This window comes from Streptomyces sp. NBC_00390 (genome assembly GCF_036057275.1).
Taxonomy (GTDB): Bacteria; Actinomycetota; Actinomycetes; order Streptomycetales; family Streptomycetaceae; genus Streptomyces.
Genome location: NZ_CP107945.1, coordinates 6,380,536 through 6,400,893 on the forward strand (window position 1 = coordinate 6,380,536; position 20,358 = coordinate 6,400,893).

At 69.0% G+C, this 20,358-nt stretch carries 19 protein-coding genes and 1 tRNA gene; 14 read left to right on the top strand and 6 right to left on the bottom strand.

The annotated features are described in order from the left end of the window. Positions 1-71: 71 nt before the first annotated feature. Both OHS70_RS28175 and OHS70_RS28180 read right to left on the bottom strand, forming a co-directional pair. Positions 72-842 (bottom strand): helix-turn-helix domain-containing protein, encoded by a 771-nt coding sequence (locus OHS70_RS28175; protein ID WP_328401857.1) that lies wholly within the window; start codon positions 840-842, stop codon positions 72-74. Positions 843-952: 110 nt separating this feature from the next. Further along, a tRNA-Leu gene (locus tag OHS70_RS28180) sits at positions 953-1,027 on the bottom strand. 100 nt (positions 1,028-1,127) lie between these two features. On the opposite strand from OHS70_RS28180, the gene OHS70_RS28185 reads away from it, so the two are divergent. The 7 genes from OHS70_RS28185 (at position 1,128) to OHS70_RS28215 (ending at position 8,452) form a co-directional block, all read left to right on the top strand. Continuing rightward, the gene (locus OHS70_RS28185; protein ID WP_328401859.1) at positions 1,128-1,781 is read left to right on the top strand and encodes an ANTAR domain-containing response regulator; all 654 of its coding nucleotides are present in this window, start codon (positions 1,128-1,130) and stop codon (positions 1,779-1,781) included. 651 nt (positions 1,782-2,432) lie between these two features. Further along, positions 2,433-3,590, top strand: a complete 1,158-nt coding sequence (locus tag OHS70_RS28190; protein WP_328401861.1) for a branched-chain amino acid ABC transporter substrate-binding protein — start codon at positions 2,433-2,435, stop codon at positions 3,588-3,590. Between the two features lie 177 nt (positions 3,591-3,767). Then, entirely contained in the window at positions 3,768-4,691 is a 924-nt protein-coding gene (locus tag OHS70_RS28195; protein ID WP_328401863.1) for a branched-chain amino acid ABC transporter permease, read from the top strand. Further along, positions 4,688-6,070 (top strand): branched-chain amino acid ABC transporter permease, encoded by a 1,383-nt coding sequence (locus OHS70_RS28200; RefSeq protein ID WP_328401866.1) that lies wholly within the window; start codon positions 4,688-4,690, stop codon positions 6,068-6,070. Before OHS70_RS28195 ends, OHS70_RS28200 begins: the two co-directional genes overlap by 4 nt. Further along, positions 6,070-7,101 (top strand): ABC transporter ATP-binding protein, encoded by a 1,032-nt coding sequence (locus OHS70_RS28205; protein ID WP_328401868.1) that lies wholly within the window; start codon positions 6,070-6,072, stop codon positions 7,099-7,101. Before OHS70_RS28200 ends, OHS70_RS28205 begins: the two co-directional genes overlap by 1 nt. A gap of 74 nt (positions 7,102-7,175) precedes the next feature. Continuing rightward, the gene (locus OHS70_RS28210; protein ID WP_328405954.1) at positions 7,176-7,865 is read left to right on the top strand and encodes an ABC transporter ATP-binding protein; all 690 of its coding nucleotides are present in this window, start codon (positions 7,176-7,178) and stop codon (positions 7,863-7,865) included. A gap of 86 nt (positions 7,866-7,951) precedes the next feature. Continuing rightward, positions 7,952-8,452, top strand: a complete 501-nt coding sequence (locus OHS70_RS28215; RefSeq protein WP_328401870.1) for a GNAT family N-acetyltransferase — start codon at positions 7,952-7,954, stop codon at positions 8,450-8,452. On the opposite strand, the gene OHS70_RS28220 is transcribed toward OHS70_RS28215, so the two are convergent. Continuing rightward, positions 8,362-10,242: an AfsR/SARP family transcriptional regulator gene (locus OHS70_RS28220; protein ID WP_328401872.1), complete on the bottom strand. Its 1,881-nt coding sequence runs from the start codon at positions 10,240-10,242 to the stop codon at positions 8,362-8,364. The genes OHS70_RS28215 and OHS70_RS28220 overlap by 91 nt on opposite strands. Next, positions 10,239-10,652 (bottom strand): S26 family signal peptidase, encoded by a 414-nt coding sequence (locus tag OHS70_RS28225; RefSeq protein WP_328401874.1) that lies wholly within the window; start codon positions 10,650-10,652, stop codon positions 10,239-10,241. Before OHS70_RS28225 ends, OHS70_RS28220 begins: the two co-directional genes overlap by 4 nt. A gap of 252 nt (positions 10,653-10,904) precedes the next feature. On the opposite strand from OHS70_RS28225, the gene OHS70_RS28230 reads away from it, so the two are divergent. From OHS70_RS28230 to OHS70_RS28255, 6 genes are all read left to right on the top strand, one after another. Continuing rightward, the gene (locus OHS70_RS28230) at positions 10,905-11,087 is read left to right on the top strand and encodes a hypothetical protein (protein ID WP_328401876.1); all 183 of its coding nucleotides are present in this window, start codon (positions 10,905-10,907) and stop codon (positions 11,085-11,087) included. A gap of 13 nt (positions 11,088-11,100) precedes the next feature. Continuing rightward, on the top strand, positions 11,101-11,289 hold the full coding sequence (locus OHS70_RS28235; protein ID WP_328401878.1) for a hypothetical protein: 189 nt from the start codon (positions 11,101-11,103) through the stop codon (positions 11,287-11,289). Positions 11,290-11,305: 16 nt separating this feature from the next. Next, the gene (locus OHS70_RS28240; RefSeq protein ID WP_328401880.1) at positions 11,306-11,497 is read left to right on the top strand and encodes a hypothetical protein; all 192 of its coding nucleotides are present in this window, start codon (positions 11,306-11,308) and stop codon (positions 11,495-11,497) included. A gap of 96 nt (positions 11,498-11,593) precedes the next feature. Continuing rightward, on the top strand, positions 11,594-12,124 hold the full coding sequence (locus OHS70_RS28245) for a MauE/DoxX family redox-associated membrane protein (RefSeq protein WP_328401882.1): 531 nt from the start codon (positions 11,594-11,596) through the stop codon (positions 12,122-12,124). Between the two features lie 66 nt (positions 12,125-12,190). Continuing rightward, positions 12,191-12,700, top strand: a complete 510-nt coding sequence (locus OHS70_RS28250) for a hypothetical protein (protein ID WP_328401884.1) — start codon at positions 12,191-12,193, stop codon at positions 12,698-12,700. Continuing rightward, entirely contained in the window at positions 12,697-14,550 is a 1,854-nt protein-coding gene (locus OHS70_RS28255; RefSeq protein WP_328401886.1) for an ABC transporter ATP-binding protein, read from the top strand. Before OHS70_RS28250 ends, OHS70_RS28255 begins: the two co-directional genes overlap by 4 nt. Positions 14,551-14,610: 60 nt before the next feature. On the opposite strand, the gene OHS70_RS28260 is transcribed toward OHS70_RS28255, so the two are convergent. Then, complete coding sequence (locus OHS70_RS28260; protein ID WP_328401888.1) at positions 14,611-15,069, bottom strand: PaaI family thioesterase; 459 nt, start codon at positions 15,067-15,069, stop codon at positions 14,611-14,613. A 97-nt stretch (positions 15,070-15,166) separates the two neighbouring features. Beyond that, positions 15,167-17,446, bottom strand: coding sequence for an FdhF/YdeP family oxidoreductase (locus OHS70_RS28265; RefSeq protein WP_328401890.1), 2,280 nt, complete (start codon positions 17,444-17,446; stop codon positions 15,167-15,169). A gap of 191 nt (positions 17,447-17,637) precedes the next feature. Between OHS70_RS28265 and polA the strand changes: the two genes are divergently transcribed. After that, positions 17,638-20,292, top strand: a complete 2,655-nt coding sequence (gene polA / locus OHS70_RS28270) for a DNA polymerase I (protein WP_328405956.1) — start codon at positions 17,638-17,640, stop codon at positions 20,290-20,292. Positions 20,293-20,358 lie beyond the last annotated feature (66 nt).

Here is a 20,358-nt window from a genome sequence, read left to right on the forward strand (position 1 = left end):
GTGGCGGAGCCTGCCCGAGGCATGGCACGGCCGCCACGTGTTTTCGGTTCCGAGGGTTCGAGGGGGTGGTCTCAGTACTTGGGCCCGATGTGGGCGTCCATGAGTGCGACGGATGCGCGTCGGGCGACGGAGATGGTGACGGCGGCGCGGCTCTGGTTGAGCGGTTTCCACTCGATGCCGAGCCGGTCGAGGGTGCGCGTGCAGAGCCCGATGATGTCGGTCGACGTATTGGTGAAGAAGTACCGGGGGTACTCGTAGCGCTTGCGCTCGCCGTCGACGATGCGGGTGGTCCAGTTGGTGACCCGGCAGCCGTCGGAGTGGATCAGGCCACGGATGAACTCCCACGGGTGAGCGTCGACGATCTCCTGCTGCCAGGGTTCGAGGGCGATCTTGCGCTCGTGCTTCTTGCCCGGCCCGTGCTGAGGGAAGAGGCAGGGCCAGTGCTTGCTGTGGCTGGTGACGTTCTGGCAGCCCTGGCGCTGGACACGGAACACCTTGTTGTCGGGCAGCACGGTCTGCATGGCTTCGGCGCAGGCGTCGATGAGGCCGGGCCAGGCATCGGCGCAGGCGACGCGGAGGAAGTACACGCCCCGGCGGGCCGCGCTGATGCAGCCGTCGCCGAGGTAGAGGCCCAGAAGATAGGAGTACGCAGCCGGGGCCTCGGGCAGAACGGGCGTCTCGCGGCACCGGGGACAGCGGAAGTCACGGTTGAGAGGCCCGAGTCGCACCTGCCAGGAGCGGATGGCCGCCCGAGAAACGCCAACCTCTCTGCTCACCGAGTTCACGCTGCGTCCCTCGGCGACAAGCGCCAGGGCCCGCTCGCGCGTTTCCAAGTCGTACACAAGGCCGAGCCTGGCCGAGTCGACGCCGGCGTTGAGGTGATTCCCGGAGTGATCACACGTTCACGTGAAGATCCGCGATTCTGCTCGCGACCTTGGAATCGAAGGAAAAGTGCCCCGGGTCGGACTCGAACCGACACTGTATGGGTTTTGAATCCATTGCCTGCTGCCAATTGGGCTACCGGGGCTCGCGTAATCGAAGGTTACCCTTGACCAGCTGCGACCCCACCTTACCGCAGCTCGGTAGGCTCATGGGGAGCTGTATATGCGCCGTACCAAGGAGCCCCCGTGACCGCCCCCGAGTCGCCCCAGCCCACCGCCGATGACGACAAGTCGCACGTCCCGCCGCTGACGACCCGGGTCGTCATCGCGGAGGACGAGGCGCTCATCCGGCTCGACCTCAAAGAGATGCTCGAAGAAGAGGGGTACGCGGTCGTCGGCGAGGCCGGGGACGGGCAGCGGGCCGTGGAGCTGGCCCGGGAGCATCGGCCGGATCTCGTCATCCTCGACGTGAAGATGCCCGTCCTCGACGGGATTTCCGCGGCCGAGAAGATCGCCGAGGAGTCCATCGCCCCCGTCCTCATGCTCACCGCCTTCTCGCAGCGCGATCTCGTCGAGCGTGCCCGGGACGCCGGGGCCATGGCGTATCTCGTCAAGCCGTTCAGCAAGAGTGACGTCGTGCCGGCGATCGAGATGGCCGTGTCCCGGTTCACCGAGCTGAAGGCGCTGGAGAGGGAGGTCGCCGACCTCTCGCAGCGGCTGGAGACGCGCAAGCTCGTCGATCGGGCGAAGAGCATTCTGCAGACGCAGTACGGGCTGACGGAGCCCGCCGCGTTCCGGTGGATCCAGAAGACGTCGATGGACCGGCGGCTGTCGATGCAGCAGGTTGCCGAGGCGGTCATCGAGGACGCCGAGGAGAAGAAGGCGGCGAAGGGGCAGTAGCTCCTGGCGGTGGCTCCCGTTCGTGGGAGGGTTTGCAGGGCCCCCGGTCCGGTTCCGCTCGGTGAGCGGGAGGGCGATCGGGGGCTCTTTGCTGTTTCCGGCCGAATACATGTGTGCTCCGCGCTACAGTGACGCGAACACAACATCGGCAGCGCGTGGCACTGCGCTCACGGTGGGTGTGCAGGGTCTCCGTGCACGTCGGCGAGTGGGGTGTGACCGCTCTCCGGTGAGACGGAGGGGTTGTTCCGAAGGGCACGAGGAGCGGCGAGGCGGCCTGTTCCGGCCATTGTGTGGTGGCGGTGGGGACGGCAGGCCACGAGTCCCCGATGTGCGCCACAGGGCGGCTGAGCAGGATGTTTCCGGTCGGCCCGGTGTCCTTCCGGATTCTCCCGGAGCACCGCGATGAAGATCGTGTGTGAGTTGTCGGGAAGTTGCGGATCGCGGCTGACATGTCCGGTCGCCGGTAAGGAGTGTTCTGTTTCCGGCGCATGACTCAGGTCACAGGGCGATCACACATCGGGCGGTCACCTATCCGTGTGCCTTATCGCCCGATTACATTCCCCGCACACCGCACGGACTGGCGGTGTCCTGTGAAGGAAGAGCAACTTCCCTCACAGACAAGATCGTTCGCGCGGCTCCGAGGGGTTCCTAGTGCTGAACAAGACCATCGTCAAGCTGGCTATTCCGCTGGCTGTTGGTGCTCTGGCGTTGACCGGTTGCGGTAGTGACTCCGGCAGCGGCGACGCCGTCAAGATTGCTTTCCAGGGCCCGCTCTCCGGCGACAACGTCGCACTGGGCGAGAACATGCAGAACGGTGTGAAGCTGGCCATCGAGCAGGCGAACGCCAAGGGCGACCTCGACTTCAAGGTCGAGTACGTCGCCGCGGACGACCAGGGTCTGCCGGACAAGGCCACGGCCGCCGCGCAGAAGGCCATCGACGACGAGAGCGTTGTCGCGGTTGTCGGTCCCGCCTTCTCGGGTGCGACCAACACGGCCTCTCCGCTGTACGCGGAGGCCGGTCTGGTGACGGTTTCCCCGTCGGCCACGAACCCGCTGCTGACCGACCCGAAGAACGAGTTCAAGAGCTTCCTGCGTGGTGTCCCCAACGACAACATGCAGGGTGCCGCGATGGCCACGTACTTCGCCAAGAAGGTCCAGGCGAAGACGGTCTACCTGATCGACGACAAGACCGACTACGGCGTGGGCCTGGCCGGTGTGGCCGAGAAGGGTCTGAAGGAAGCCGGCGTCAAGGTCGTCAAGAAGTCCGTCCCGCAGAAGACGCCGGACTACAGCGCGACCGCGAAGGACGTCGTCAACTCGAAGGCCGACGCCCTGATCTACGCCGGTTACTACCAGGACCTGGCTCCGTTCGCGAAGAAGCTCAAGGACGCCGGCTACAAGGGCGCGGGCATCTCGGGTGACGGTTCCAACGACGCGAAGTTCGTCGAGCTCGCGGGTGACGCGTCCGAGAACTGGTTCCTGACCTGCCCCTGCACCGACGCCACGGTCGAGGCCGGCACCAAGAAGTTCGCCGCGGACTACCAGAAGGAGTTCGGCCGGGCCCCCGGTACGTACTCCGCCGAGGCGTACGACATCACCAACATGATCATTGAGCAGGTCAAGGGTCTGAAGGGCGATGTCCAGCGTGAGGCTCTGCGCGACGCTCTGGCGAAGGCGTCGTACAAGGGTCTGACGAAGACCTTCTCCTTCGACGAGAACGGTGAGTTCAAGGGCACGGACGTGTACCTGTACCAGGTCAAGGGCGGCAAGATCGCGTACCAGGGCAACGTCAACGAGCTGGTCGGCTGACGCCGAGGCTTGAGTGGCTGACGCCATGTGATCGGGGGCCGGGAGGAGGAAGTTCTCCCGGCCCCTGATTGCGAAGTGCGGTAACAGCCCCCGCTTTTCAGAAAGTTCCGCCCGCAATCCGCCCTCGTCGCCACGAGCGAAGCGGCTTGCTCAGCTCCCACAAGGAAGTCTTGCTCCATGTCCCTTCAGGAATTCTGGGACTATCTCGTCCTAGGGGTGATGCTCGGCTCGCTGTATGCCGTCATCGCCATCGGCTACACCCTTGTCTACGGTGTGCTGCAGCTGATCAACTTCGCGCACAGCGAGGTCTTCATGCTCGGCGCCTATGGCAGCCTCATCGTCCTTCAGCTGGTCAATCCGGGGGACAACCCGTCCGCCCTGGCCTCGATCGGTTTCGTCGCTCTCGCGATGGCGGGTTCGGCGCTGTTCGGCGGCTTCACGGCGTACGGCCTGGAGAAGGTTGCGTACCGACCACTACGCAGACGTGGTGCGCCGCGGCTGATCTTCCTGATCACCGCGATCGGCGCCTCGTTCTTCCTGTACAACCTGGCCGGCAAGCTGTTCGGGCGTGACCCGCTGCCGCTTCCGGAGATGTACGACAACCACGAGGTCTTCTCGATCTTCGGCGCGGGTGTGAACATCACTCAGATGCTGCAGTTCGCAACGGCCGTGGTCATGATGGTCGCGCTGGACATGCTGGTGAACCGCACCAAGCTCGGCAAGGGCATCCGCGCGGTGGCGCAGGACGCCGAGGTCGCCGGTCTGATGGGTGTGAACATCGACAAGGTCATCTCTCGTACCTTCATCGTCGGCGGCGTCATGGGCGGTGTGGCGGGCTTCCTGTTCGCCAACCTGAACCAGGTGTCGTACACGATGGGCTTCATCCCGGGCATCACCGCGTTCGCCGCTGCCGTCGTCGGCGGTATCGGCAACATTCGCGGTGCGATGTTCGGTGGCATCCTGATCGGCATCGTGGAGACGATGACGGTGCCGCTGCTCGGTGACGAGTGGCGCAGCGTCTCGGCCATGGTGGTCCTGATCCTGGTGCTGATGTTCCGCCCGATGGGCATCCTCGGTGAGCGAGTGGGGAGGGCGGCATGAGCACTGTGGAGACTTCCAAGAATCTGACGCCGACCGCGGCGGCGAAGCTCCGTCGTACGGCGTGGTACCGGACTGAGCGGTTCTCGCGGCTGTGGGCGATGATCGCCCTGGGTCTGCTGATGGCTGTGATGACGGGTGAGCAGGGCAACACCCGCGATGTGTTCTTCTCGCTGGAGTCGACGTTCACGGGTGCGAGTCTGTGGATCTGGCTGGCTGTTGCGGTCGCGATCTGGGCGCTGCGTGAGTTCTTCGCCGAGCCCATCAAGGGTGGTTTCTCGAAGGCGAAGTCGTCGGCGCAGGCGGCTTCGGGCGGTCCGCTGGGTTCGCTGCGGGCGCGTTTCCAGAGCGACAAGCGGATGCGCTACGGCGTGCTGACGGTGGTTGTGGTCCTGGCTCTGGTGATTCCGTCGGGTCTGACGCGGATGTGGCAGACGGTGCTGGTGGACCAGATCGCGATCTTCGCGCTGCTGGCGATCGGCCTGAATGTGGTGATCGGCTGGGCGGGTCTGCTGGACCTCGGGTTCTTCGCCTTCTTCGCGGTGGGCGCGTACTCGACGGCGTTCTGGACGGGCCGGCTGCCGATCGAGCCGCCGGTGGTGCTGAACAACTTCTGGGTGATTCCGGTCGCGGTTCTCACGTGTCTGGCGTGTGGTCTGCTGCTGGGTGCTCCTACGCTGCGGCTGCGGGGCGACTATCTGGCGATCGTGACGCTCGGTTTCCACGAGATCATCTATCTGGTCGCGAAGAACGCTGACGGCATCACGGGTGGCCCGCAGGGTGCCCGTCTGATCCCGGACTTCTCGATCGACCTTGCCGGCTTCGAGTACAAGTGGTCGATCAAGCCGCTGCCGTACTGGTATCTGCTGGTCTTCTTCATCGTGCTGGTGATCATTCTGTTCTCGCGCCTCGAGCACTCGAGGGTGGGGCGTGCCTGGACCGCTATTCGTGAGGACGAGATCGCGGCTGCCGCGAACGGTGTCAACACGGTGCAGTTCAAGCTGATGGCGTTCGCGATCGGTGCGTCGACCTCCGGTGTCGCGGGTGTGATCTTCACCAGCAAGTACGGGTACATCAACCCTGAGGTGTTCCCGCTGCTGCAGTCGATCCTGATCCTGGCGTACGTCATCTTCGGTGGTATGGGTTCGATCCCGGGTGTGCTGGCGGGTACGGCGATCCTGGTGTGGCTGCCCGAGGCGCTCAAGGACGTGGTGGAGCCCTCTGACCGGTACATGTACCTGGGCGCGCTGCTCGTGGTCATGATGATCTACCGGCCGCAGGGTCTTTGGCCTTCGCGCCGTAGGCAGCGTGAGCTGAAGATGGCGGAAGAGGGCCTCGGTGACGCTGACGCGATGACCGAGCCGGCAGGAGGCAAGATCTGATGACCACCGACGTGAAGAACGGTGCGGCTGCGCCTACGCAGCCGGCGGCCGGTGGCGACGTGGTGCTGCAGGCGTCCGATGTGACGCTGCGGTTCGGCGGTCTGACCTGCCTGGACCATGTCAACCTGAACATGCAGCGTGGTGAGGTGCTGGCGGTCATCGGGCCGAACGGTGCGGGCAAGACCTCGCTGTTCAACTCGCTGACGGGTGCGTACACGCCGCAGGAGGGCCGGATTGTTTTCCGGTCCAAGGACGGTGACGAGAAGTCGCTGCTGGGCAGCAAGCCGCACCTGGTGAACCGGGTCGGGCTGGCTCGTACGTTCCAGAACATCCGGCTGTTCGGGGCGCTCACCGCGCTGGAGAACGTGAAGATCGCGGCGGAGACCCGGCTGAAGGCCGGTCCGGTGTCGATCATGCTGGGTCTGCCGAACGCGCGTAAGGCGGAGCGTCTGAGTGACGAGCGGGCGCACCGGCTGCTGAAGTTCGTGGGTCTCGAGGACAAGCTCAACGAGATCGCGGGCAGTCTCTCGTACGGTGACCAGCGGAGCCTGGAGATTGCGCGGGCGCTGGCGACGGATCCGCAGGTGCTGCTGCTGGACGAGCCGGCCGCCGGTACGAACCCGACGGAGAAGCTGGAGCTGGAGCAGCTGATCCGCCGGATCAACACCGAGCTGGGTGTGAGCGTGCTGCTGATCGAGCACGACATGCGTCTGGTGATGTCGGTGGCGGACCGGGTCATGGTCCTCAACTTCGGCAAGAAGATCGCCGAGGGGACGCCGAGCGAGGTGCAGCAGCATCCGGCGGTGATCGAGGCCTATCTGGGTGCTTCGGCGGAGGACGCCGAGGTGGTCCAGGCGGCCATAGGGGAGCAGCGGTCGGCGCCGGAGGAGGAGTCGGTGGCGTCTTCGGACGTCTCGGCGGTCGCGTCGGACGAGGCTTCGGACGGTGACGCGTCGGGCGACGACGTGCCGGACGGTGCGTCCGCCGGCGAGGCGTCGGGCGACGAGTCGGACGAGGAGAGCGGCAAGTGAGCACCACGACTGAGCTGCAGAAGGACACCGGCACGCCCGGGTCGTCCGAGGAGACGCTGCTCGAGCTGAAGGGTATGCGGGTGTTCTACGGCGCCATCGAGGCGCTGAAGGGCATCGACCTGACGGTCAAGAAGGGCGAGATCGTCGCCCTGCTGGGCGGCAACGGCGCCGGCAAGACGACGACGCTGCGCACCATTTCGGGCATGCTTCAGCCGCGCCATGGCGAGGTGCTGTTGCGCGGTGAGCGCATCGACGGCATCAAGTCGCACGAGCTGGTGCAGTTCGGCGTCGGGCATGTGCCCGAGGGCCGGCGGGTCTTCGCGACGATGACGGTGCGCGAGAACCTGGAGATGGGTGCATACCGGTTCTCCTCGGTGGACTCCGCCGAGATGGACCGGGTGTTCACGCTCTTCCCGCGTCTGGCGGAGCGGCGTTCGCAGCTTGCGGGCACGCTGTCGGGCGGTGAGCAGCAGATGCTGGCGATCGGCCGGGCCATGATGGGCAAGCCGGAGCTGCTGCTGCTGGACGAGCCGTCGATGGGTCTGGCGCCGCTGATCGTGCAGCAGATCTTCGAGATCATCGAGGAGATCAACAAGCAGGGCACGACGGTGCTGCTGGTGGAGCAGAACGCCACGCAGGCGCTGGGTCTGGCCAACCGCGGCTATGTCCTGGAGGTGGGCGAGGTCGCGATGTCGGGTCCGGCGGGCGAGCTGCTGGCCGACAACCGTATCCGTGCGGCGTACCTCGGTGAGGGCGCGGCCTGACGGTTCGGTGACTGGGTGGCGGGGCCGGGATTCCTTCGGGTTTCCCGGCCCTGTCTCGTTGTGCGGAGGGTGGCACACTGCGGGGCATGGACATCACGATCAGGAGGATCGAGCCCGGGGAGCATGCCGAGCTGGGTGAGCTGACGGCGCAGGCCTATCTGCGGGGTGGTCTGCTGGATTTCGGCGTGGACGATCCGTATCTGGCGGTGCTGCGGGATGTCGCGGGGCGGGCTGCGGGTTCCGAGGTGTATGTGGCGGTCGACGGGCCGGGCACGGTGGTCGGTGGGGTCGCGTTCGTGCCGGACGGCGGGCCGTGGGCGGACATCGCGGGGGCGGGCGAGGCGGAGTTCCGGATGCTGGCGGTCTCCGAGCGCGCGCGGGGCCGTGGTGCGGGCGAGGCGCTGGTGCGTACGTGTGTGGAGCGGGCGCGGGCCGTTCCGGGGTGTGTACGGCTGGTGCTGTCGACGCAGAGCGGCATGCACGCCGCTCATCGGATCTACCACCGGCTGGGTTTTGTGCGCACTCCGGAGCGGGACTGGGAGCCGGTTCCGGGCCTTGGGCTGCTGACGTACGCGCTGGAGCTGTAAGGCTGTTTGTGGCGTGCCACGGCCGGCAGGGGGCGGTGCGGCAGCATGCCTGCGGGCGTGGCGAGTTCGGCGGCGTACAGGCGGATCAGTTCGTGCATGCGGAAGGTGTTCTCGGTGACGGGTTCGATGAGCTGGGCGTCGACCAGTTCGTCGAGTGCGCCGGCGGCCTGGCGGGTGTCGGTGCCGAGCAGTGCGGCCGCGTCGGTGAGGTCGAACTCGTCGTGGTCGAAGAGGCCGAGGAGCTGGAAGGCGCGTGCGGAGCGGGCGCGGCCGGTGAGCGGGGTGCGAAGGAGTTGGCGGTAGCTCTGGGCGATGCAGGCGCGTACGGAGAGGCCTTCGGCCTGGAGTTCGTCGAGGCGCTGGGCCCGGTGGCGCAGCCGGCCGGCGAAGCCTGCGAGTGACCATTCGGGTCTGGCGACCAGACGGGCCGCGGCGATGCGCAGTGCGAGGGCGTGGTGGCCGCAGAGCCGGGCGAGTTCGACGGTGGCGTCGTGTTCGCGGGCGAAGCGTTCGCCGGTGCCGATCAGGGCCAGGAGCTGGACGGAGCTCGTTTCGTCGAGGGTGCCGACGGCGATGCGGGTGGCGAGGAGGGTCGGCAGGCTGGAGCGGCTGGTGGCGAGGACGGCGCAGGCGTTGTTGGCCGGGATCAGGGGCCGGATCTGGGAGGCGTCGAGCGCGTTGTCGGCGACGATCAGCAGGCGGCGGCCGGCGAGCATGGACTGGTAGCGCAGGGAGGCTTCGGCGGTGGTGTCGGGGATGTGCGGGGGTGGGACGCCCAGTGCGAGGGCCGATTTGCCGAAGCCTCCCTGGCCGTGGAAGACGACGGTCGGTGCGCTGACGGTGGTGGTGGGGCCGGCGCGCAGGGCTTCGTGTGCGGCTGCGATCTCCCGTTGCCGCCCGACGAACACCGTTGATTCCGGGGGGAGTTGGCGGGGGATGCTCTGGGGCCCGGCGGATCCGGCGGGCCCGGTGGGCCCGGCTGGTCCGGTGGCGGTCGGTCCGGGCAGCAGGGCCGGGTCGCGGCGCAGGATGGCCCGGTGGAGCCGGGAGAGTTCCTCGCCCGGGTCCATGCCGAGTTCTTCGCGCAGTGCGTTGCGGGCTTCGGTGAAGGCGCCGAGGGCTGCTGCCACATCGCCGTTGCTGTAGAGGGCGAGCATGAGGCGTCCGCGGAGCCGTTCGTGCAGCGGATGGAGTTTGATGACGTGACGCAGGTGCTGGATGACGGTGCCGTGGCGGCCGAGGGCGGTCTCGACGCCCACCTGTTCCTCCACGATGCTCAGGTGGAGCTCGCTGAGGTGCTGGGTGAATCCGCGCAGCGCCGGGCCCTGGGTGACGTTCTCCAGGGGGAGTCCGCGCCACAGGGCCAGTGCCTGGGTGTAGAGCTCGGCGGCTTCGGGCAGTTGTCGCTGGGCGACGGCGCGGCGTGCGTCCGCGGCCTTGGCGCGGAAGCGGGGGATGTCGAAGTCGGTGTCGTCGACGCGCAGTACGTAGCCGGAGCGGGAGGTGGCAAGCCGCGCTTCGCCCGCCGGGAGATGGCGGCGTAACTGCATCACGTAGGTGCGCAGGTTGGCCACGGCCGACGGTGGCGGGTCGTCGCCCCAGATCTCGCGTATGAGCACGGGGACGGGTACGGCCCGCCCGTCGTGGGCGAGGAGCATGGCCAGCAGGACGCGTTGTTTGTCGGCGCCGATACGGACCGGGGCGCCCGCGACGCGCAGTTCGAGTGTGCCGAGTGTGCGGAAGGTGACGGCTTCGGGTCTCGGACAGTCGCTGTCCGCGGCGGTTCTCATATCCGGCTGCCGCCGAGCCGGCGTACCGCGGTCCCGAGGAGCTGGTCGCCGGGGAAGAAGCCGCGGTGGCGGGAGTCGATGCTGTCGGGGTTGTCGCCGAGTACGACGAGGGATCCGGGTGGCACGGTCGTGCGCGGGCCGGCGCCCGCGGTGCCGTCCGGGACGGGTTCGCCCGGCACTGCGGCGACGCGTTTGATGTTCCACCCGGCGCCGTCGTGGTCGGTGGCGTACGGGCCGCTGGTGTGCGGTGGTTTGAGGACGACGACGTCACCGCGGCTGACCCGGGCGAGTGGACGGCGTCGTACGACGACCCGCTCTCCGTCTCGCAGGGTGGGCGCCATGCTGCTGCCCTGCACCGCGACGACCAGAAATGATTTGCGTATGTGTACGGTGGCAAGTGTGGCTGTCATGAGGAGCGCGCACAGTGCGGCGGCGAACCATCCCATGGGCAACGACCCCCGTCTTAGGCCTCTTTGATGGTGATCAGGATCTTGCGCGGCTGAGCGCCGGGTGTCAATCCCCTGCCCGCAGGGTCTTCGCTTGCATGCCATTGCCAACGGTCCGGTGGCTGTATTTCTGCTGTACGGCCGGCTGTACGGGCCGCTCGTAGGGTCCTGAGCCGCACCCACATTCACACCATCAGTGAAACGGAAGGGGAGTGCGTGAACGGAATTCTCACGAAGCTCGGGGACCGGGCTCTGGAGCGTCTGGTGCCCAGCACCACCGCCCGGGCGGAGGTCGGCTACTACAGGTTCTGCTACTGCAGCGGGCCGTTCTCCTACGAGCGGCTGTGTCCGTACAACGGCGGAGCCTGCGGTGGCTGCCGTCGCATCGGTGAGTGCTAGGAGGAGAGGAACGATGACGGGAATTCTGCGGAAGATGGGCGACCGGGCGCTGGAGCGTCTGGTGCCCAGCACCACCGCCCAGGCCGACACGAGCTTCTACAAGTTCTGCTACTGCAGCGGGCCGTTCTACTACCGCCGGCTGTGCCACGTCGTCGGTGGCACGAGCAGCTGCGGGGCCTGCTACCGCTCCGGCGAGTGCTGAGACAGGGAGAGGGCCGATGACGGGAATGCTGCGGAAGATGGGCGACCGGGCGCTGGAGCGTCTGGTTCCGAGCGCCACCGCCCAGGCGGACACGAGCTTCTACAAGTTCTGCTACTGCACGCACAACCGGGCCTACCGGAAGCTGTGCCACATCGTCGGTGGTACGACGGGGTGCACGCCCTGTCAGTTCTGGACGTACTGCAACTGACGTCGTGCTTATCCGACGCATGAACCGCCGGTCCGCCGCAGCTCCCCCGCCGGCGGGCCGGCACCTCTCCGGGGCCGGACACCAAGGAGCTGAAGCGTGTACTACATCGGGCTTGCGGCCCGTCTCCTGCTGGTCCTCGTCTTTGCCGCCGCGGCTGCCGGGAAGTCCTGGCGCCGCGGGTCCTTCGACGCGTTCGTCTCGTCGCTGACCGCGCTGCGGCTCTTCCCCCGCCGGCTGTCCGCCCCCGTGGCCGTGGCTACGGTCGTGGCCGAGGCGGTCACGGCCGTGCTGCTGGCCGTTCCCGCGACGGCGGGCGCGGGGCTCGCCCTGGCGATGGTCCTGCTCGGCGCGTTCGTCGCCGGGATCCTGGCCGCGCGGCGGGGCGGGCGGCAGGTGCCGTGCCGGTGCTTCGGCGCCACCAGCATGCCGCTCGGCATACCGCATGTGATCCGCAACGCGCTGCTCGCCGCCGTCGCGGCGGTGGGTCTCGCAGCCATGGCCGTGACGTCCGCGCCCGGGTCGGTGCATCCGGGCGGGCTGGCGATCGCGGGCGTCACGGCGGCGGTCGGGGCCCTGATGGTGGTGCGCATGGACGACCTGCTGGCGCTTGCGCCGATTGCTCGCTGACCGCCGGGCTGTCCGGTGGACCGACCCGGCCGGCGCCTCCGGCCGGCCCGCTGACTGGAGTATCTGATGGCCTTTCTCGTTGTCGCGCTGGTGCTCCTCACCGCGCTCTGTGTCTTCCAGCTCGTCCTCGTCCTCGCCGTGCTGCGCCGGCTGCGCGAGCACGAGAGCCGCTTCGAGCAACTGGCAAAGGCCGCCGGCCCGATGGGCGCCTTGGACCCGGTGGCCGAGCTCGTCGGACGGCGGGTCCCCGAACTCGCCGAGCACACCGGCGGATCGCCGCGCACGGTCGGCTTCTTCTCCGTCGGCTGCGAGGCCTGCCACGAACAGGCGCCCGAGTTCGTCGCATCGGCGGCGGCAACAGGTGCCTCGGCGATCGTGGTCGGTACCCCCGCGGACGAGCTGGCCGGGCTGCTGGAGGGCGTGCAGACGGTGGTCACCGGTGCGGAGGGCGAGAGGCTGATGAAGGCCGTCGACATCAAGGCGTTCCCGACGTTCCTTCAGGTGGACGGCGAAGGGCTGATCGTCCGGGCGGGCATCGCCGTTGCGGAGCTGCCCGCCGTGGCGCCCGCGCTGTGACGGGCGGGCCCCGGGCAGGGCGCACCGGGAGCCATCTGCGTACCGCATGGGGCTACTGCTGGGCGGCCGCCCCATGGGTGTGGGCAGGGCATCTGCCGGTCGCGGTGGTGGGCGGGCTCGTTCCGCCGGCGACTGCCTGGCTGACCAAGCTCCTGATCGACGACCTCACGGCCGGCGGGGGTGAGCGCACTCTGTGGTATGCGGCGGGGCTCGCGGGGCTCGGGCTGCTGGTCGGGTTCCTGCCGCATCTGGCCGAGTACCTGCGCGGTGAACTGGGCCGCAGGATGGACCGGTTCCTGCAGGACCGGCTGCACACCGCGGTCAACGGCTTCCAGGGCCTGTCACGGTTCGAGGATCCGTATCATCTCGACCGGCTCCGGATGGCGGCCCAGGCGTCCGGCGGTTCCCTGCTGCCGGTGACCGGCGGCATGACCGAGACCGGTCGTCACGCCGTCGCCCTGGCCGGCCTGCTCGCCACGCTGTTCGTCCTCAGCCCGGTCATGGCGGTGCTTGTGCTGGTCGCGGCGGTGCCCGTCCTGGCCGGTCAGCTGTGGCTGTCGCGCCGGCGCGTGGGGATGTTGGCCGCGACCTCGACGGCGATGCGCAAGGAGCTCTTCTACTCCGCGCTGCTGACCGAGGAGCGGGCGGCGAAGGAGGTGCGGCTGTTCGGGCTCGGTACCTTCCTCAAGGAACGGATGCTCGGCGAGCTCGCCCGCATCCAGTCCGCCGAACGCCGCCTGGACCGCAAGGACGCGGCCACGCAGAGCGCTCTGTCCGCTCTGTCCGCCGTGGTGGCCGGCGGCGGGCTGGTGTGGGCCGTCGGCGCGGCTGTGGCGGGGCGGCTGACCGCCGGTGACGTGATGGCGTTCGTCGCGGCCGTCGCCGGGGTGCAGGGCGCCCTGGTCGCCCTGGTGGCAGGCATTGCGCAGGCGCACGAGGCGCTGCTGATGTTCTCGTACCACACGGAGATCACCTCCCTCCCCGACGATCTCGCCCCGCCGCGCGGACCCGGCCCCGCCCAGGTGCGCGAGCTGCCGGCGCTGCGGCGCGGTGTGGAGCTGCGTGACGTGTGGTTCCGCTACGACGACGGGCATCCGTGGGTGCTGCGGGGGGTGAACCTGTTCATCCCGTCCGGGCGGTCGCTCGCGCTGGTCGGCCTCAACGGGGCGGGCAAGAGCACCCTGATCAAACTGCTGTGCCGGTTCTACGACCCCGTGCGCGGTTCGGTCCACTGGGACGGTACGGATCTGCGGGACATCGCCCCGGACGAGCTGCGGCGCCGGATGGGCGTGCTCTTCCAGGACTTCATGAACTACGACCTCACGGCGCGGGAGAACATCGGCGTCGGTGCGCTGGAGCTGCTGGGGGACCACGACCGGGTCCGGCAGGCGGCCGAACTGGCCGGTGCGCACGAGCTGGTCACGGCCCTGCCACGCGGCTACGACACCCTGCTCAGCCGGATCTTCTTCGCCGACGGGGAGGGCGAGGACGAGGACCCGGAGGCCGGTACGGCGCTCTCGGGAGGGCAGTGGCAGCGCCTCGCGCTGGCCAGGGCGCTGCTGCGGCAGGGCAGGGACCTGCTGATCCTCGACGAGCCCAGCGCGGGTCTGGACGCGCGGGCCGAGTACGAGGTGCATGCGAGGCTGCGGGCGCACCGCGCCGGGCGGACGAGCCTGCTGGTCTCGCACCGGCTCAGTGCCGTGCGGGAGGCCGATGTGATCGTGGTGCTCGACGGGGGCCGGATCACCGAACAGGGCACGCACGCCGAGCTGATGGCGGCCGGCGGCGTGTACGAGCGGCTGTTCTCGGTGCAGGCCGAGGGGTATCTGCCGCAGCCCGCGGCGGGCTGAGAGCGGGCCCGGGAGCCGTCCCGGGCCCACCTGCGGGCTGCGGGGCCGGGCCCCGGCAGCCTAGCCCTGGGCGTCGCGCAGCAGGCAGGTCAGCCGCGCCGTGCAGACCCGCTTGTCCTGCTCGTCGGTGATCACGATCTCGTAGGTGGCGGTGGACCGGCCGCGGTGCACCGGGGTGGCGACGCCGGTGACCTGGCCGGAGCGCACTCCCCGGTGGTGGGTGCAGTTCAGGTCGACACCGACGGCGATCTTGGTGATTCCGCCGTGCAGCATCGAGCCGACGGAGCCGAGCGTCTCGGCGAGCACCGCGGAGGCCCCGCCGTGCAGCAGCCCGTACGGCTGGGTGTTGCCCTCCACCGGCATCGTGCCGACGACGCGGTCGGCGGAGGCTTCCAGGATCTGCACGCCCATGCGCGTGCCGAGCGTCCCCGCGGAGAAGAGTGCGGGCAGGTCGATGCCGAGCTCCGCGTACTCGTCGATGACCGCTTGCGGGAACTTCACGGTGGTCTGCTCGCCCATGGGGCCGTGCTCCGATCTCCTGCGGGTGTGTGCTGTGGGCACCGTCTTATCAGATGCCTGAGCGAACGCTTAGACGGGAGGGTCTGTTCCCGGGCGGTCAGGCACCCGCCGTGCGCTCGAACCGTACGATCACCGACTTGCTCGCCGGGGTGTTGCTGGTGTCGGCGGTGGACTCCAGCGGAACGAGCACATTGGTCTCCGGGTAGTACGCCGCAGCGCAGCCCCGCGCGGTGGGGTAGTGGACCACCCGGAAGCCGGGTGCGCGGCGCTCCACACCGTCCTTCCACTCGCTGACCAGGTCGGTGTACGAGCCGTCCGCGAGATCCAGCTCGCGGGCGTCGTCCGGGTTCACCAGCACCACGCGGCGGCCGCCCTTGATGCCACGGTATCGGTCGTCGAGGCCGTAGATCGTGGTGTTGTACTGGTCGTGCGAGCGCATCGTCTGCAGCAGCAGCCGGCCCGCCGGGACCTTGGGGAACTCCACGGGGGCCGCCGTGAAGTTGGCCTTTCCGGTGGCCGTCGGGAAGCGCCGCTCGTCGCGCGGCGCGTGCGGCAGCGTGAAGCCGCCCGGCCGGGCGATCTTCGCGTTGAAGTCCTCGAAGCCGGGGATCACCCGGGCTATCCGGTCGCGGATCGTGGCGTAGTCCTTCTCGAAGTCCTCCCACGGCGTGCGCGACGCGGGGCCGAGCACGGCGCGCGCCAGCCGGGCCACGATCGCCGGCTCGGACAGCAGATGCGGGCTTGCGGGGGTGAGGTTGCCGCGGGAGGCGTGCACCATGCCCATCGAGTCCTCGACGGTCACCACCTGCCGTCCGCTCGCCTGCACGTCCTTGTCGGTGCGGCCCAGCGTCGGCAGGATCAGCGCGCGCCGGCCGGTGACGGCGTGCGAGCGGTTCAGCTTCGTGGAGACATGGACGGTCAGCCGGGCCCGGCGCATCGCCGCCTCGGTGACCTCGGTGTCCGGGCCGGCGCCGACGAAATTGCCGCCCATGGCGAAGAAGACCTTCGCCCGGCCGTCGCGCAGCGCCTCGATGGACCTGACGACGTCGAGGCCGTGACGGCGCGGCGGGGCGAAGCCGAACTCCCTCTCCAGCGCGTCCAGGAACGCCGGGGCGGGGCGCTCGAAGATGCCCATGGTGCGGTCACCCTGCACGTTCGAGTGGCCGCGCACGGGGCAGACGCCCGCGCCCGGGCGGCCGATGTTGCCGCGCAGCAGCAGGAAGTTGACCACCTCGCGGATGGTGGGCACCGCGTGCTTGTGCTGGGTCAGCCCCATCGCCCAGCACACGATGGTGCGCTTCGAGGCGAGCACCATCGCCAGCGCCTGCTCGATCTCGGCGCGCCCGAGGCCGGTCGCCGCGAGGGTCTCGTCCCAGTCCGCGGCGCGGGCCGCGGCGGTGAACTCCTCGTATCCGTGGGTGTGTTCGCGCACGAACTCCTCGTCCAACGCACCCGGGGTACCGATGATCAGCTTGTTGAGGAGCCGGAACAGCGCCTGGTCGCCGCCGATGCGGATCTGCAGGAACAGGTCGTTCAGCGCGACGCCCTTGAACATGCCGCGCGGGGTCTGCGGGTTCTTGAACCGTTCCATGCCGGCCTCGGGCAGCGGATTCACCGAGATGATCTTCGCGCCGGACGACTTGGCCTGCTCCAGCGCGGACAGCATCCGGGGATGGTTCGTACCCGGGTTCTGCCCGGCCACGATGATCAGGTCGGCCTGGTGCAGGTCCTCCAGCGAGACGCTGCCCTTGCCGATGCCGATCGTCTCGTTCAGCGCCGAGCCGGAGGACTCGTGGCACATGTTGGAGCAGTCGGGCAGGTTGTTGGTGCCGAACTCGCGGGCGAACAGCTGGAACAGGAACGCCGCCTCGTTGCTGGTGCGGCCCGAGGTGTAGAACAGCGCCTCGTCGGGGGAGCCCAGCGCGCCGAGCTCCTCGGCGAGGATCGCGAACGCCCGCTCCCAGGTGACCGCCTCGTACCGCTCGCCGCCCTCGGGCAGATACACGGGCTCAGTGATCCGGCCCTGCTGGCCCAGCCAGTAGCCGCTGCGCGAGGCGAGGTCGGCGACGGTGTGCGCGGCGAAGAATTCCGGGGTGACCCGGCGCAGGGTGGCCTCCTCGGCCACCGCCTTCGCGCCGTTCTCGCAGAACTCCGCGGCATGGCGCTTGTCGCCCTCCGGCCAGGCACACCCGGGGCAGTCGAAGCCGTTCTTCTGGTTGACCCGGAGCAGGGTCTGCGCGGTGCGGCGCACACCCATCTGCTGCTGTGCGATGCGCAGCGTGTGCCCGATGGCAGGCAGGCCCGCCGCCGCGTGCTGCGGGGCCGCGACCTGCGGTGCGTCCTGGACCGGATCCCCTGCGGGCGGCTTGCTGGCCATCGCGCTCTCCCTTGAGCGTCGTCTGCTGCTGTACGCCCCAGATCCTGTCACGCACCGCCGGTGCGCCCGCGCCCGGGCCGTCGGGCCGTGGGGCGGACCGGTCGGGATTGTCAGTGGTACGTGGCAGGATCGGGGTCGTGGCCGAGACAGCATCGAAGAAGACCGCAGACAACCGACCGCGCCTGCTCCTCATGGACGGGCACTCCCTGGCGTACCGGGCGTTCTTCGCGCTGCCCGCGGAGAATTTCACGACCGCGAGCGGCCAGCCGACGAACGCGATCTACGGCTTCGCGTCCATGCTGGCGAACACGCTGCGCGACGAGTCGCCCACGCATTTCGCGGTCGCCTTCGACGTGTCCCGCAAGACCTGGCGCTCGCAGGACTTCCCCGAGTACAAGGCGAACCGCTCCAAGACCCCGGACGAGTTCAAGGGGCAGGTCGAGCTGATCGGCGAGCTCCTTGACACGATGAACGCGGTGCGGTTCGCGGTGGAGGGCTTCGAGGCCGACGACATCATCGCCACCCTCGCCACCCAGGCCGAGGCGGCCGGCTTCGAGGTGCTGATCGTCACCGGCGACCGGGACTCCTTCCAGCTGGTCAGCGAGCACACCACCGTGCTGTACCCGACCAAGGGCGTCTCGGAGCTGACCCGCTTCACGCCGGAGAAGGTCGAGGAGAAGTACGGACTGACCCCGCAGCAGTACCCGGACTTCGCCGCCCTGCGCGGCGACCCGTCCGACAATCTGCCCGGCATCCCCGGGGTGGGGGAGAAGACGGCCACGAAGTGGATCAACCAGTTCGGCTCGTTCGCCGAGCTGGTCGAGCGCGCCGACGAGGTCAAGGGCAAGGTGGGCCAGGCGCTGCGCGACCACCTGGAGTCCGTCAAGCTCAACCGTCACCTCACCGAGCTGGTGCGGGACGTGGAACTGCCCAGGGCGGTCGCGGACCTGGAGCGCGCGCCGTACGACCGATCGGCGCTGAAGGGCTTCCTGGAGGTTCTGGAGATCCGCAACCCGAGCCTGCGCGAGCGGCTGCTCGCCGTGGACCCGGGCGCGGAGGAGGACGAGGCCCCCGTCCCGGACGCCGGGGTCGAGCTGGACGGCACCGTGCTCGGCGCCGGCGAGTTCGCAGGCTGGCTGGAGCGGCACGGCGGGCAGCCGCTCGGCGTGGCCACCGTCGCGAGCTGGGCGCTGGGCGTCGGCAGCGTCAGCGAGATCGCGCTCGCCGGGGCCGACGGGGCCGCCGCCTGGTTCGACACGACCAGGCTGGACGAGGCCGACGACCGGGCCTTCGCCGCGTGGCTCGCCGACCCGGCCCGGCCGAAGGTCATGCACAGCGTCAAGGAGGCGCTGCGGGTCTTCCCCGAGCACGGCTGGGACATCGCCGGTGTCACCATGGACACCGCGCTCGCCGCCTATCTGGTCAAGCCGGGCCGCCGGTCCTTCGCGCTCGACACCCTCTCCGTCGAATATCTGCACCGTGAGCTGGCCCCGCCCGCCGCCGACGGGCAGCTTGCCTTCGGCACCGACGAGCAGGCCGAGGCCGATGCGCTGATGGCGCAGGCCAGGGCGGTCCTCGATCTGGGTGAGACCTTCGGCGAGAAGCTGACGGAGGTCGGAGCGGGTGGGCTGCTGCATGACGTGGAGCTGCCGGTCTCCGTGCTGCTGGCGCGTATGGAGCGGCACGGAATCGCCGCCGACCACGCGCATCTGGAGGCGATGGAGCAGCAGTTCGCCGGCGCCGTGCAGCAGGCGGTCAAGGAGGCGCACGCCACGGTGGGCCACGAGTTCAACCTCGGCTCGCCCAAGCAACTGCAGGAAGTCTTCTTCGGCGAGCTGAACCTTCCCAAGACGAAGAAGACCAAGACGGGTTACACCACGGACGCGGACGCCCTCGCCTGGCTCGCCTCCCAGACCGAGCACGAGCTGCCGGTCATCATGCTGCGCCACCGCGAGCAGGCCCGCCTGCGCTCCACGGTCGAGGGCCTGATCAAGACGATCGCCGCCGACGGCCGCATCCACACCACCTTCAGCCAGACGGTCGCGGCCACCGGCCGGCTGTCCTCCACCGACCCCAACCTGCAGAACGTGCCGGTGCGCACGGACGAGGGGCGCGCGATCCGCCGCGGTTTCGTCGTCGGCGAGGGCTTCGAGTCACTGATGACCGCGGACTACAGCCAGATCGAGCTGCGGGTGATGGCCCATCTGTCCGAGGACGAAGGCCTGATCGAGGCCTTCACCTCCGGTGAGGATCTGCACACCACCGTCGCCTCCCAGGTCTTCGGCGTGGAGCGCCCGGCGGTCGACGCGGAGATGCGCCGCAAGATCAAGGCGATGTCGTACGGACTGGCCTACGGCCTCTCGGCGTTCGGGCTCTCGCAGCAGCTGAGCATCGAGCCGGCCGAGGCCCGGGTGCTGATGGACACCTACTTCGAGCGGTTCGGCGGGGTGCGCGACTATCTGCGCCGCGTCGTCGACGAGGCACGGGCCACCGGCTACACGGCCACGATGCTCGGCCGCCGCCGCTATCTCCCGGACCTCAACAGCGACAACCGGCAGCGCCGCGAGGCGGCCGAGCGGATGGCGCTCAATGCGCCGATCCAGGGCACGGCGGCGGACATCGTCAAGGTCGCGATGCTCAAGGTCGACCAGGCACTGGCTCAGTCGAAGCTCTCGTCCCGGCTGCTGCTCCAGGTCCACGACGAAATCGTGCTCGAGGTCGCCCCGGGCGAACGCGAGCAGGTCGAGGCACTGGTCCGCCGGGAAATGGCCTCGGCCGCGTCCCTGCGCGCCCCGCTGGACGTCTCGGTGGGCGTGGGCCCGGACTGGGAGTCGGCAGCGCACTGAGTCGACGGCGGCGTTCAGGCTCCCGGGGGTGTGCGGCATCTCCCGGGGGCCGGGCGTGCCGAGCAG

Coding starts and splice junctions, on each gene's coding strand:
- OHS70_RS28195 (WP_328401863.1), top strand. CDS start 3,768: ATGTCCCTTCAGGAATTCTGGGACTATCTCGTCCTAGGGGTGATGCTC.
- OHS70_RS28200 (WP_328401866.1), top strand. CDS start 4,688: ATGAGCACTGTGGAGACTTCCAAGAATCTGACGCCGACCGCGGCGGCG.
- OHS70_RS28205 (WP_328401868.1), top strand. CDS start 6,070: ATGACCACCGACGTGAAGAACGGTGCGGCTGCGCCTACGCAGCCGGCG.
- OHS70_RS28210 (WP_328405954.1), top strand. CDS start 7,176: ATGCGGGTGTTCTACGGCGCCATCGAGGCGCTGAAGGGCATCGACCTG.
- OHS70_RS28215 (WP_328401870.1), top strand. CDS start 7,952: ATGGACATCACGATCAGGAGGATCGAGCCCGGGGAGCATGCCGAGCTG.
- OHS70_RS28220 (WP_328401872.1), bottom strand. CDS start 10,242: ATGAGAACCGCCGCGGACAGCGACTGTCCGAGACCCGAAGCCGTCACC.
- OHS70_RS28225 (WP_328401874.1), bottom strand. CDS start 10,652: ATGACAGCCACACTTGCCACCGTACACATACGCAAATCATTTCTGGTC.
- OHS70_RS28235 (WP_328401878.1), top strand. CDS start 11,101: ATGACGGGAATTCTGCGGAAGATGGGCGACCGGGCGCTGGAGCGTCTG.
- OHS70_RS28240 (WP_328401880.1), top strand. CDS start 11,306: ATGACGGGAATGCTGCGGAAGATGGGCGACCGGGCGCTGGAGCGTCTG.
- OHS70_RS28250 (WP_328401884.1), top strand. CDS start 12,191: ATGGCCTTTCTCGTTGTCGCGCTGGTGCTCCTCACCGCGCTCTGTGTC.
- OHS70_RS28260 (WP_328401888.1), bottom strand. CDS start 15,069: ATGGGCGAGCAGACCACCGTGAAGTTCCCGCAAGCGGTCATCGACGAG.
- OHS70_RS28265 (WP_328401890.1), bottom strand. CDS start 17,446: ATGGCCAGCAAGCCGCCCGCAGGGGATCCGGTCCAGGACGCACCGCAG.
- polA (WP_328405956.1), top strand. CDS start 17,638: ATGGACGGGCACTCCCTGGCGTACCGGGCGTTCTTCGCGCTGCCCGCG.